The sequence below is a fragment of the Pseudomonas sp. A0308 genome (genome assembly GCF_044218815.1).
Taxonomy (GTDB): Bacteria; Pseudomonadota; Gammaproteobacteria; order Pseudomonadales; family Pseudomonadaceae; genus Aquipseudomonas; species Aquipseudomonas iridis.
In genome coordinates this window covers 5,419,409-5,433,750 of sequence record NZ_CP162581.1, presented here as the reverse complement: position 1 = coordinate 5,433,750, position 14,342 = coordinate 5,419,409, and the positions used below count along the sequence as shown (strand labels likewise).

The window sequence follows — 14,342 nt, the reverse complement described above, 5'->3', positions numbered from 1 at the left end:
ACGCTGCGATCTTTTTCTCATCAGCGCCGCAAATCGCGCTCAGCCAAAAACTTCAGCAACGCGTCATTCACAAACTGCGGATTCTCCAGATTGGAGATATGCCCCGCCTCCGGCACCAACACGCACGGACAACCGATCAGCTCGGCCATTTCCTGCGCTTCCGTCGGCGGCCGTGGCTTGTCCTGATCACCGCACAGCACCAGGGTGGTCGCGGCGTTCAGCTCGCCCATACGTGGCAACAAATCATCGCGACCGAAGGTGATGCGGCCCATGGGTACGACGCTTTCGCGCAGACGTTCGGATGAATACCCCGCGAGTTTGGCGCGGAAGTCCTGATACAGCGCCGATTGTGGATCGATACCCGGGCGGAAGAAAATCGGTACGACGATGTCGAGTAACGCGTCGGAAATTTCGCCGCTTTCCTCAATCTGCTTGAACAGCGAGAAGTAGTACTGACGGGTTGGCTCGGGTTCGACGCCGACGTAAGTGTCCATCAGCACCAGACCGTTAAGCCGATTCGGTGCCGACAGCGCAAGACGTACACCCCACATGCCGCCGACCGACAGGCCGACCAAGGTGATCTGGTCGATATCCAGATGATCGAGCAACGCCTGCGCCTGACGCGCGATGTCATCCAGCGATGTGGTGTTTTCCGGCAATCGCCCAGACTCGCCGTGGCCCCAGAGGTCCAGCGCAATCACCCGATAGTGCGGCGCCAGCGCGGCGATCTGCGGCGCCCACATGGCCTGATCCCACAGATAGCTGCCCGCCAGTAACACGGCCGGGCCTGTGCCTTGATCAATGTAGTGAAGTGCCTGTCCATCAACCGTGAAAAAAGGCATCGACTAACCCCTCGTTTGCAAAAAGAGAACCGGCAGACTGAGCTGGCACTGCTCGACAGTCAAATGTCTGAAAGCAAAAAGGTCGCAGCCTGCGGCAGCTCCTACAGGGAAACGCATATTTCTCTGTAGGAGCTGCCGCAGGCTGCGATCTTTTGCTGTTAAAGACCCTCCAGCTCCGCCATCAGATCATTCAACCGATCCACCTTCTCCTCTGTGATTTCACTGGCCGCCAGCCCATCGATGTACTCGGCCAGTTCCTCCACCGTACTGCATTCGAACATCGCCCGCAGCGGCACATCGCGTTGCAGGGCTTTCTGTACGCGCGAGGCGATCTGCGTGGCGAGCAACGAGTGACCGCCGAGTTCGAAGAAGTTGTCGCGCACACCAACCTGCTCGATCTTCAGCACCTCGGCCCAGATATCTGCCAGGGTTTGCTCCAGCTCGTTGCGCGGCGCCAGGTAATCCTGGCTCTGCAACTGACCGATTTCCAGTGCCGGCAAGGCCTTGCGATCAAGCTTGCCGTTGGCGTTGAGCGGCAGTTGCGCGAGCCACAGCCAGTGCAGCGGCACCATGTATTCCGGCAGTTCACTGCGCAGGCGTTGCTTGATGCGCTCCAGGCGTTCGCTCGGGTTTAGCGCAGAATCCGCGGCCACGAGATAGCCGACCAGATGCTTGCCATTGATGCCTTCCTGCACACCGACCGCCGCATCGCGGACTTCCGGTTGTTCGTGCAGACGCGCTTCGATTTCACCCAATTCGATCCGGTAACCGCGAATTTTCACCTGATGGTCGACGCGACCGACGTATTCCAGCACGCCATCGCTACGGCGTCGCGCTAGGTCACCGGTGCGATACAAGCGTTCGCCCGGAGCGCCGAAGGGGTTCGGCACAAACACCGGCGCGGTGCGCAGCGGATCGCTGACATAGCCGCGACCGACACCCGTGCCTGCCACGCACAACTCGCCCACTGCGCCCACCGGCACCAACTCCAGCGCGCCATCCAGCAGGTACAACACGTTGTTGTCGGTCGGCGTACCGATCGGCAAATAACTGCCGCGTGTCGACGCCATGTCCACGCGGTAGAACGCCACGTCATCCGAGCATTCCGCCGGGCCGTAAGCATTGACCAGACCAATGTCCGGGTAACGCAGCAGCCACTGGTGCGCCAGTTCCGGCGGCATTGCTTCACCGGTCGGCAGCATCCAGCGCAGACCGTCGAGGCTCAGACGATCCGAGGCGAGCATGCCCTGAATCAGCGACGGCACACTCTCCAGCACGGTAATGCACTGGGCCTGCACATGCACCAGCAAACCTTGCGGATCGTGAGCAATGGTATTCGGCACGATGTCGACCCGCGCGCCGAACAGCGGCGCGGCTAGGAACTGCCAGACCGAAATGTCGAAGCTCTGCGAAGCGGTTTGCGCGATGACATCAGTCGCCGTCAGATTCAGGTACGGCACCTTGCTCAACTGGTTATTGAGCATGCCGCGCTGCTCGACCATCACGCCTTTCGGCAGGCCGGTGGAGCCCGAGGTGTAGATCACATAAGCGAGGTTGTCCGGACCACTGTGAATGCCGGGGTTTTGCACCGATGTCGCCAGCGCTTGCACCTCTTCCCACACCAGCAAGCGTGGACGATTGGCACAGCTAAACTCGTCGAGCAAAGTCTGCGCCTGTTCACGGCACGCCTCGCTGCACACCATTACGGGCGTGCGGCTCAGCTCAATGATCCGTTGCAGGCGCTGACTCGGCAGACCCGGATCCAGCGGCAGGTAACCCGCGCCAGCCTTGAAGCTGCCGATGATCATGCCGAGCAGATCGAGATTACGCTCAGCCAGCAACGCCACCGGTTGATCCATTTGCACCCCGGCTGCGACCAAAGCATGGCCGAGACGGTTGGCATTGCGGTTCAGCTGCGCATAGTTCAATTGCTGATCGAGGCAACTGGCGGCAATGCGCTCCGGATGCGCCGCAACTTGCGCTTCGAACAGCGAAACGTAGCTCTGCTCCAACGGATAGTCGTGGGCGCTCTGGTTGCATCCGTGGAGCACAAAGTCCTGCTCCTCACTGCCCAGTATCGGCAGATCGGCCATGTCGCCATGGAAACCGTCGACCAGCGCCAGCAGCAGACGCTTGAACTCGCCGAGCATGCGTTCGACCGTCGACTCGTCGAAGTAACGCTGGTCATACGACAGGTGCAGCCCAAGGTCATCGCCCGGGTAGCACACCGCCGTCAGCGGGAAGTTGGTGTGGGTCCGGCCCGAATCCGAGGTCGCGTTGAGGCTCTGCGCGCGGTCCAGTACCGAGACTTCTACCGGCGCGTTTTCGAACACAAACAGGCTGTCGAACAGCGGCTGACCTTTCGGCAATTCGCTCTGTTCCTGAATGCTCACCAGCGGCAGGTATTCGTACTCGCGCAGTTGCATGTTGCTGTCGAGCAACCCGCTCAGCCATTGCCGCACGCTGGTGCGCTGATCGTCCGCCGGCATCTGCACCCGCAGCGCGATACTGTTGATGAACAGGCCAACGGTGCGTTGCATTTCCGGCATGTCCACCGGACGCCCGGCAACGGTCACACCGAACAGCACGTCGCGATCACCACTCATGCGCCGCAACACCAGCGCCCATGCCGCTTGGGCGAAGGTATTGATAGTCAGTTGATGAGCCTGGGCCAGTTCACGCAGTCGAGCGCCATCCGCAACATTGAGGCGGGTGTAGTGGTCACCGACGACCATGCCGCCGCTTTCGCCGGCATGTTCACGCAGGAACGGGCGGTCGCTCGGGATCGGCGTGGTGCGTTCAAACCCTTGCAGGTTCTGCTTCCACCACTGGCGCGCCTCCGCCAGGCTCTGACGTTGCAGCCAGCCGATGTAATCGCGATAACGCGGCGGCACGCTCAGTTGAGCTTCGCGACCTTCGCCAAGCGCGGTGTAGATCTCGAAGAAATCGTTCATCAGCAGCGAACGGCACCAGGCATCGATGAGGATGTGGTGGTTGCTCATCATGAACCAGTAGCGCGCCGCGCCGACCTTGATCAGACGCAGGTGGAACGGTGCCTGGCTGAGCAGATCGAACCCGGCCTCGCGCTCGCTTTTGAGCAGCGCTTGCAGCTTGGGTTCCTGCTCGGCGTCGCTGATGGCGCTCCAATCCAGATACTCGATTGGCGTGCGACCCGGCGTGTGAATCACTTGCAGCATATCTTCGCCAACGTTCCAGCAGAACGAGGCACGCAACGCTTCGTGACGACCGACCACGGCTTGCCACGCTTGAGCGAAACGCTCGGGGTCGAGTTCGCTGTTGATGCGATAGCGATCCTGCATGTAGTACAGACCGGTGCCAGGTTCGAGCAGCGTGTGCAGCAACATGCCTTCCTGCATCGGCGTCAGCGGATAGACGTCTTCGATGTGCGCGGCCGGCACTGGCAACGCATCGAGTTGCGCCTGGGTCAGTTTCGCCAGCGGGAAGTCCGACGGCGTCAGGCCACCGGCCTCGTCTTGCAGGCAATGCTCGATCAGGCTTTGCAATTCGCCCAGGTAGGCGTCGGCCAGATCATTGATGGTCTGCGCTTCATAACGCTCGGCGCTGAAGGTCCAGCGCAGCAGCAACTCACCGCCGTAGACCTGACTGTCGACGCTCAACTCGTTCGGCAACGGCGCCTGCGGATCGTGGGCCGCGCCGACCGGCTCGTCCAACGGACGGAACAGCGCTTCGCTGCCGAAACTCTGGTCGAACTGGCCGAGGTAGTTGAAGGTGATCGGCGCATTCGGCAGCGCGGCCATGCTGCGTTGGCTGAGGTCATCAGCCAGATAACGCAGCACGCCATAACCCAGGCCTTTGTGCGGCACGGCGCGCAACTGATCCTTGATCGCCTTGATCGAAGCGCCCTGCCCGGCGGCCTCTTCGATGTTGTGCGGGGTCAGGCGCAATGGATAGGCGCTGGTGAACCAGCCGACGGTACGGGTCAGGTCGATCTCGTCGAACAGGGTTTCGCGGCCGTGGCCTTCGAGTTGAATCAGCGCCGACGGTTGGCCGCTCCAGCGGCACAGCACACGGGCCAATGCGGTCAGCAGCAGGTCGTTGACCTGCGTGCGATAAGCACTCGGCGCCTGTTGCAACAATTGTTGGGTGCGCTCGGCATCGAGACGCACGCTGACGGTTTGCGCATGGCGATTCTGCTGGCCACCCTGCGGATTTTCACACGGCAGATCGGCGCTCGGGCCGGCCAGTTGGGTCTGCCACCAGTTCAGTTCTTCGCGCAGTGATTCGCTACCGGCGTAAGCCTGCAGCCGTGCCGTCCAGTCCTTGAAGGCACTGGTTTTCGCCGGCAGTTTCACCGACTGCCCGGCGTCGAGCTGGCGATACACGGTTTGCAGATCGTCGAGCAAAACGCGCCACGACACGCCGTCGATCACCAAGTGATGAATCGCAATGAACAGGCGTTGCTGACCGTGCGGGCCATCGACCAACAGGGCACGCAGCAGCGGACCGTGTTCCAGATCAAGGCTGCGCTGAGCATCGGCGAACAGCGCCTCGCACGTGTCCATCGAGGCGACGCGTACGGGTGACAAAACAACGGCATCCGCGATCGGTTGATGTGCCGCTTGCCACTGACCGCCCACCTCGGTGAAGCGCAGACGCAGGGCGTCGTGCTGCTCGATCACCGCCAGTAGCGCTTGCTCCAAAAGCTGCGGCGCCAATGCCACAGTGGGTTCCAGCAACAACGCCTGGTTCCAGTGCTGACGCTCAGGAATATCGGTGTCGAAGAACCAGTGCTGAATCGGCGTCAGTCGCGACTCACCAGCCACCAGACCTTGCTCGGCCGTCACCAACTCGGTGCGGCTGGCCACTGCGGCGAGAGTTTGCACGGTCTGATGCTGGAACAGGTCACGCGGACTGAAAGGAATGCCCTGCTGACGCGCGCGGCTGACCACTTGAATCGACAGAATCGAATCGCCACCCAGCTCGAAGAAGTTGTCGTTGAGGCCAACCTGTTCGACGTTAAGCACTTCGCACCAGATCTGCGCCAGGGTTTGTTCGAGCTCGTTGCTCGGCGCCACGTAGTCCTGACGGTTAAGTTCGGGGTCCGGCGCCGGCAGTGCGCGACGATCCAGTTTGCCGTTGGCGGTCAGCGGCATGTTCGCCAGCAAAATCAGGTGGGTCGGCACCATGTAGTCCGGCAGTTGCGCCTTGAGGTGCGCCTTCAGTGCTTCGCGCAGTTGAGCTTGTTCAGCCTCGCTGTGCTCGGCAAGCTCGGTGACAAGGTAGCCAACCAGTTGCTTGCCGCTCGGCGCATCCAGCGCCAACACCACCGCTTCGCGGATCGCATCGTGATCAAGCAAGCGCGCTTCGATTTCGCCGAGTTCGATACGGAACCCACGGATTTTCACCTGATGGTCGATCCGTCCCAGGTACTCGACCAGACCGTCGGCACGCTGGCGCACCAGGTCGCCAGTGCGATACATGCGTCCACCATCAGCGGCAAACGGGTCAGCGACAAACCGTTCGGCCGTGATACCCGGACGGTCGTGATAAGCCTGCGCCAGACCGGCGCCGCCGACAAACAATTCACCGGTCGCGCCTTGCGGCACCAGCGCCAGATCGGCATCGAGAATGTACGCCACGCGAGCGCCGATCACGCTGCCGATCGGCACACTGCCGGCGCCCTCTTCGAGCACGTCCGGGGCCAGGCTGGCCAGCGGCATGACCACGGTTTCGGTCGGGCCATAGGCGTTGAAAAACAGGCTCGGTTTGAACGCCGCACGAATCCGTTGCAGGTGTTCGCCGGTCAGCGCTTCGCCACCGGTGATGATCATCCGCACCGGCAGAATGTCGTTTTGCGTGGCGAGGAACTGCGCCAACTGGCTGCCGTAGCTCGGGGTGAAACCCAGGACGTTGATGCGATGGGTGCGGATCAGCCCGCAGATTTCTTCGGCATCCCACTGACCTTGCGCCCGCAACACAACCTGCGCGCCGCTGAGCAGCGGCACCAGCAAGCGCTCGGTCGCAGCGTCGAAGTTGATCGAATAGAAGTGCAACTCGCAGTCGTCAGGGCGCATGCCGAAACGCTCGATGACGGCTTGGCAATGCATGGCGATTTCGCCGTGGGACACCACCACGCCTTTCGGTTTACCGGTCGAGCCCGAGGTGTAAATCAGGTAGGCCTGATGCTGCGGCAGGCTGATAAATGGCAGCTCGGTGGACGGATACTCGGCCAGTGCGGCGCTGTCCTCTTCCAGGCACCAACTCGCCACGCTCGACGGTAGCTCGCCGAGCGCGTTGAACATCGCGCGGTCACTGAGCAGCAGACCGATGCGGCTGTCTTCAATCATGTAATGCAGACGATCGAGCGGATATTCCGGATCGAGCGGCACATAGGCACCGCCGGCCTTGAGGATCGCCAGCAGGCCGATGACCATCTCCAGCGAACGTTCAAGCGCCAGACCAACGCGCACTTGCGGGCCAACACCACGCTCACGCAGGGCCCAGGCCAGACGATTGGCGCGAGCGTCGAGTTCGGCGTAGCTCAAGGTCTGGCCGGCAAAGGTCAGGGCTGGCGCATTTTTGCGCAGCAGCGCTTGCTCGGCAAACAGGTGATGAATGCACTGATCGAGACGATGCTCTCCCGGCTCGACGCCGAGGCTGTCGAGCAGTCGCTGTTGCTCCGGTGCGTCCAGCAGCGGCAGTTCGCTGATACGTTGTTGCGGGTCGGCGATCAGCGCTTGCAGCAGGTTGCGCCAATGTCCGGCCATGCGCGCAATGGTCGGCTCATCGAACAGATCAGTGCTGTACGTCAGGCAGCAGCCCAGGCGATGGTCAAGGTCGGTGACCTCCAGGTTGAGATCGAACTTGGTCGCCCGCGCATCGTTGGCCAGGTACTCGACGGTCATGCCGGCGAGCATACGGCTCTGCTGGAATTCCCAGCGCTGCACGTTGCACATCACCTGAAACAGCGGGTTGTAAGCGGCGCTGCGCGGTGGCTGCAAGGCTTCAACCAGATGATCGAACGGCAGATCCTGATGGGACTGCCCTTCGATGACGGTGTGGCGCACCTGCTCGAACAATTCGCCGACCGACATCTGCCCGTCGAGCTGGCAACGCAGCACCTGAGTGTTGAGGAACGCGCCGATCAGCCCTTCGCTTTCCGGGCGGATACGGTTGGCCACCGGCGCGCCGATGCGCAGATCGGTCTGGCCGCTATAGCGGTAAAGCAGCGTGGCGAGTGCGGCGGTCATGGTCATGAACAGGGTCAGGCCGTTTTGCGCATTGAACGCCCGGACCCGCGCAGCGAGGTCATCACTGAGATCGAAACGGAACAGTTCACCCTGATGGCTCTGCACCGGTGGACGCGGACGATCACCCGGCAACTCCAGCAGCGGATGTTCGCGGCCCAGTTGCGCGGTCCAGTAGTCGAGTTGACGCTGGCGCTCGCCGGACTCCAGCCAGTTGCGCTGCCAGACGCTATAGTCGAGGTACTGCACCGGCAAAGGCTCCAGCGGCGAATCGCGATCATCGACGAACGCTTCGTACAACGCGCTGAGTTCACGGGCAAAAATGTCCATTGCCCAGCCTTCGGTGACGATGTGGTGCAAGGTCAGGACGAAGTAATGCTCATGCTCGGCAGTCTTGACCAGACAGGCGCGCAGCAGCGGACCGGTTTCCAGATCAAACGGCAGATGCGCTTCTGCGTCGGCCAGTTGCTGGACTTTTTGCTCACTCAGGTCAGCCGCGAGTTTCGAGAAATCTTTCCAGCCCATCCGCACGCCAGTCTCGGCATGCACCTGCTGACGGGCCACGCCGTCGACACTCGGGAACGTCGTGCGCAGGGTTTCGTGACGCAGGATCAGCGCTTGCAACGCCGCCTCGAAATGTTCGACATGCAACACGCCACGCAGGCGCGCCATGCCGCCAACGTTGTACGCCGGGCTGTCCGGCTCCATCTGCCAGAGGAACCACATGCGCTGCTGGGAGTAGGACAACGGCACTGGCTGGGTGCGGTCGACTTTTTCGATCGGCGGCTGTTGGTTGGTGCGACCGCTGACCTGGATCTGGCGAATCTGTTCGGCGAAATCACCGAGCTCACTGTGTTCAAACAAGGCGCGCAACGGCAATTCGACGTCGCAGGCCTGGCGGGAGCGGGAGATGATTTGCGTGGCCAGCAGCGAATGACCGCCGAGGGCAAAGAAATCGTCGCGCAGGCCGATTTGCGCCAGGCCCAGCACTTCGCGCCAGATCGCGGCGATCTGTTGCTCCAGTTCAGTGACCGGTTCGACATGCTCACGCACTTGCCATTGCGGCTCGGGCAAGGCGCGGCGGTCGAGTTTGCCGCTCGGGCTCAGCGGCATTGCGTCGAGGCGCATCAGTTGCGCCGGGACCATGTACTCAGGGAGTTCGGTGGCCAGTGCGGTTTTCAGTCGGGCGATTTGCGCGTCCTCGTCTGCGCTGGCATCGGTCGCCGTGAAGTAGCCGATCAGCTGCGCGCCAGCAGCGGTTTCACGCACCAGCACCACGGCTTGGGCGACACCGTCCTGGGCGAGAAGACGTGCTTGGATTTCTTCCGGTTCGACGCGAAAACCACGCAGTTTGACCTGTTGATCGAGACGGCCGAGGTATTCGATCACGCCATCGTCAGTCCAGCGTGCACGGTCACCGGTGCGGTACAAGCGAGCACCCTGCTCGCCCAATGGATCGACCACAAAACGTTCGGCGGTCAGCGCCGGGCGACCAAGATAACCACGCGCCAGACCGATACCGCTGATGCACAGCTCACCGGGAACGCCCGCAGGTACAGGATTGAGGTCAGCGTCGAGCACGCGACAAATCACGTTGCCCAGCGGTCGGCCAATGGGCGAGCGCTCGCCATCAGCGGCGGTGCAATGCCAGTGGGTGACGTTGATCGCGGTTTCAGTCGGGCCATAGCGGTTGTGCAGTTGCACTGCCGGCAGTTGCGCCAGCACGCGGTTGCGCAACTCGGCTGGCAACGCTTCGCCTCCGGAGAACACCCGGCGCAGGCTGGTGCATTCGGCGCTGAGCGGCTCGTCGATGAACAGCGAAAGCAGCGGCGGCACGAAGTGCAGCGTGGTCACGCCATATTCCTGCACAAGCCGGGCGATGCGATGCGGATCACGGTGCTCACCCGGTGCAGTAATCAGCAGGCGCGCACCCGTGATCAGCGGCCAGAAGCATTCCCACACCGACACGTCAAAACTGATCGGTGCTTTTTGCATCAGCACGTCGGTTTCGTTGAGGCGATAAGTGTTCTGCATCCATTGCAGACGTTCAGCCAGTGCCGCGTGGGTGTTGCCGACGCCTTTCGGTTGACCGGTGGAACCGGAGGTATAAATCACGTAGGCGAGGTTGTCGCCGTGCAGGTGCAGACCCGGGGCCTGGCTTGGCCAGTTTTCCAGATGCAGGGCATCCATGGCGATGACGCTGACGCCTTCGCGGGCCGGCAAGCGATCGAGCAATTCGGTCCGCGTCAGCAGCAAATCGACGCCGCTGTCGCTGAGCATGTAGGCCAGACGCTCGGCCGGGTAATCCGGATCGAGCGGCACATAAGCGCCGCCCGCCTTGATGATCGCCAGCAGGCCGATCAGCAGCTGCGGCGAACGCTCGGCCGCGATGGCCACGCAGACATCCGGGCCGACACCTTTGTCGCGCAGGTAATGCGCCAGTCGATTGGATTGAGCATGTAGCTCGGCGAAATCGAGACTGCCGCCCTCCCACACCAGCGCGGTGCGTTGCGGAGTCAGGCGCAGTTGTTCGTTGAGCAACTCCGGCAGCCATTGCTCAGCCTTGGCGCACGGGGCGCTGCTCCAGTCTTTTTGCTGATCGATTTCGCTTTCGGTCAACAGTTGCAGATCGCCGATGGTGTGGTGCGGACGTTCGCAGACATCGCGCAGAAGATTGCTGAAATGCTCAGCCAGACGCTCGATGGTCGCGGCGTCGAACAGCTCATCGGCATAGTCGAAGGACAAGGTCAGGCGACCGTTGCGGTCTTCTTCACTGTGCAATTGCAGATCGAACTTGGCTTCGCGGCTGTGCCACGGCAACTCTTCGGCGAGCAGACCGGGCAGGCGTTTGAGTGCGCTGAGGTCACGTTGCTGATGGTTGAACATGACCTGGAACAAACCTTGTTCGCGGGCCTGCGGGAAGGCTTCGAGCAGTTGTTCGAACGGCAGGTCCTGATGGGCTTGTGCGCCGAGTGCAGCCTCGCGGGTTTGCTCCAGCAAGTCAGTGAACGACTGGCGTGATTCAACGTCGGCGCGCAGCACCTGAGTGTTGATGAAGAAGCCGATCAGGCCTTGGGTTTCCAGACGTGGACGGTTGGCATTGGGCACGCCAATGCGAATATCGCGTTGACCGCTGTAACGGTGCAGCAAGCTCTGGAACGCCGCGAGCAAGAGCATGAACGGTGTGGCATCGTGCGCTTGGGCAGTCTGCCGAATGGCTTCGCTCAGGCTGACGCTCAGACGTACGCTGTGGCGCGCGGCACTGCGAATGCGCTGCGCCGAACGCGGATGATCGGTGGCCAGTTCCAGCGTCGGGTGCTCATCGCCCAACTGCGCTTTCCAGTAGGCCAGTTGCCGCTCGCCCTCGCCGTGCGCCAGCCATTGGCGCTGCCAGCTGCCGTAGTCGGCGTACTGGGTTGGCAATGGCGCGAGCTCGGTGCGCTGGCCTTGGGAACCGGCGGCGTACAGGCGCGAGAATTCATCAATCAACACGTTCAGCGACCAGCCGTCAGCGATGATGTGGTGCAACGTCACCAGCAACTGGTGATCTTCATCATCAAGGCGAATCAGCGTCACCCAGAGTAGCGGGCCTTTTTCCAGATCGAACTGGCTACGCGCTTCGTCCTCGCGGATTTGCTCAGCGCGTGCTTCACGTTCATTGAGCGGCAAGTCGCTGATGTCGATCAGTTGCAGGTTGAATTCAGCCGCAGCATCGACTTGTTGCAGCGCCACGCCGTCGCGTTCGAAGAAGCGCGTGCGCAGGGATTCGTGGCGTTCGATCAGTTGCTGGAAGCTTGCGCGCAGGGCGTCTTCATCGAGTTCGCCGCGTAGCCGCAGCGCCCCCGGAATGTTGTAAGCGCTGCTTTGCGGATCGAGTTGCCAGGTGATCCACAAGCGATTTTGCGCCAGCGATTGTGGCATTGGCTCCGTGCGCGACAGGGAAGTGATTTCGCCTTGAACGCTACCGCCATCCTTTTGTTGCCGGGCCACGGCAGCGGCGAACGCGGACAAGGTCGGTGCTTCGAAAAGCACACGCAGGCTCAGCGCCAGACCGAGCTCTTCGCGCACTCGGGCGATCACTTGCGTGGCAGCAATCGAGTTGCCGCCGAGCAGGAAAAAGTGATCGTCGGCATTGACCTGTTTGACGTTCAGTTGCGCAGCCCAGATCTTGCCGATCAGTGCTTCGAGCTCGGAAGCTTGCAGGGTCGATTCGGCACCTTGCGCTTCATCTGACGGGAACACCGCATAGCTGTCGAGGCTGCCATCGGCCAGACGACTGCGGCAAGCCGAACGCTGCAATTTGCCGCTGGAGGTTTTCGGCAATGCGCCCGGATTGAGCAGCACCACCACGCTCGGTGCTTGCTGACAAGCCTCGGCCACCGCTTGGCGGATAGCTTTGATCAGCGCTTCTGGCGGCAGAATTTTCTGCACGCTGCGGCTGATTTCCGCTGCGATCCCGATGCCTTCGTCGCCGTCCTGAGTCACCGCGAACGCGGCGACCCGGCCCTTGCGCACCACTTCCACTTCGCTCTCGACCGTCTTCTCGATGTCCTGCGGATAAAGGTTATGGCCACGCACGATCAACATGTCTTTCAGGCGACCGGTGATGAACAGTTCGCCGTCACGCATGAAACCCAGGTCACCGGTGCGCAGCCAGGTGCGGCCGGCGTACTGGACGAAAGTCCTGGCGCTGGCCTCGGGGTTGCGCCAGTAACCGTGCGCGATGCTCGGGCCGGCCGCCCAGACTTCGCCGACGGCATTGTCGGCGAGTTCTTCAAGACGGGTTGGCTCGACGATCAGCACCGCGTGCTCTGGCTGGCTGATGCCGCAACTCATGATTGCGCTGCCATCGCCCGGCTCTGCACGGTTTTGCGCCAACGCCTGATCGTCCACGCGCAGCGCAGGAATACCCTTGCCCCGCGGCGTGCCGGCGACGAACAGCGTGGCCTCTGCCAGACCGTACGAAGCCATGAAACTGTCGGCACTGAAACCACACGCCGCGAATTTTTCGGCGAAGCGTTCGTTGGTGTCGAGACGGATCGGCTCCGAGCCGGAATAGGCCACGCGCCAGCGACTGAGGTCCAAACGATCCAGCGCCGATTCACTGACCCGCTCGCTGCACAAGCGATAGGCGAAATCCGGTCCGCCGCTGATGGTGCCGCCGTATTGGCTGATCGCTTCGAGCCAGCGCAATGGCCGAGCGAGGAAGTACGCCGGCGACATGAGGATGCACGGCACGCCACTGAAAATCGGCTGCAACAGACCGCCGATCAAACCCATGTCGTGGTACAGCGGCAGCCAGCTGACGATGACGTCATCGGGGTTCACGTCGATGCCGAAACCGTGGCGAATCAGCAGCTCGTTGGCGACCAGATTGCCGTGGCTGACCTGCACGCCTTTGGGCAGCGCGGTCGAGCCGGAGGTGTATTGCAGGAAAGCGATGTGATCGGCCGGCAGCGTCGGTTCAACCCAGCGCTCGGCCAAAGCGCTGTCGAGGGTATCGACGCACAACAGCGGCGGTGCGCCTTCGATCTGTTGCAAGGCATCGCGCAAGTCCGCGCTGGTCAGCAGCAGGCGCGGTTCGGCGTCGCCAATGATCGACAGCAGGCGCTCTTGATGATGACGGCGGGCCGATTCCGGTGGATAGGCCGGCACCGCGATCACTCCGGCATACAGACAACCAAAGAACGCCGCAACGTAATCCGGGCCGCTAGGAAACAGCAGCACCGCACGATCAGCAAACTCGGTCTCGGCCTGCAACGCAGCGGCAATGGTGCGCGCGCGTTGGTCCAGTTCGCGATAGCTGAGTACCACAGCCTGCTCTTCGTTTTCGGCAAGAAAACGCAAGGCCAGCCGATCCGGCGTCAGGGCCGCGCGGCGCTGGAGGGCTTGGACCAGGGTGCTGGGGAGTTCGAACGCGTCGGTCATGAGGTTTCCTGCCTGAATTCGGCTTGCTAGTGGAATCGAGTTGCTGCGACACGCCCTTCCAGGGCATGCAGGGCACGGTCTACGCCGACCGCGCAAGGCATGGGAATGCTGTCTGGCCGGGAGTCTTTATCCGGAACCATTCACCAATGAGAACGGATGACGTCTGGAAATAATTAGTCGGCAGACGGGATCGCTAATGGGGGCGGGGTGCGGCGGCGTGTCGCAGTTCTCAGATCACAATAATTCAATGGATTGTTTCTCTTTCTCATTTGACAATCATTATCATTCAACATAATTTGTCGCTCGATGTGTAGGGCGGCCCCGCCCCCGGGCGCCCCACTAA

The 14,342-nt window shown here is 61.8% G+C and carries 2 protein-coding genes; both read right to left on the bottom strand.

What is annotated here, in order from left to right; all coding sequences use genetic code 11:
• Positions 1-20 precede the first annotated feature (20 nt).
• Complete coding sequence (locus AB4P92_RS25165) at positions 21-842, bottom strand: alpha/beta fold hydrolase (protein ID WP_395598334.1); 822 nt, start codon at positions 840-842, stop codon at positions 21-23.
• 158 nt (positions 843-1,000) lie between these two features.
• A complete protein-coding gene (locus AB4P92_RS25160) occupies positions 1,001-13,999 on the bottom strand; it encodes a non-ribosomal peptide synthetase (protein WP_395598333.1) in 12,999 nt (4,332 codons plus the stop codon).
• Positions 14,000-14,342 lie beyond the last annotated feature (343 nt).

Excerpts from the sequence above, each read along its gene's own strand:
- AB4P92_RS25165 (WP_395598334.1), bottom strand. The coding sequence starts at position 842 with ATGCCTTTTTTCACGGTTGATGGACAGGCACTTCACTACATTGATCAA.
- AB4P92_RS25160 (WP_395598333.1), bottom strand. The coding sequence starts at position 13,999 with ATGACCGACGCGTTCGAACTCCCCAGCACCCTGGTCCAAGCCCTCCAG.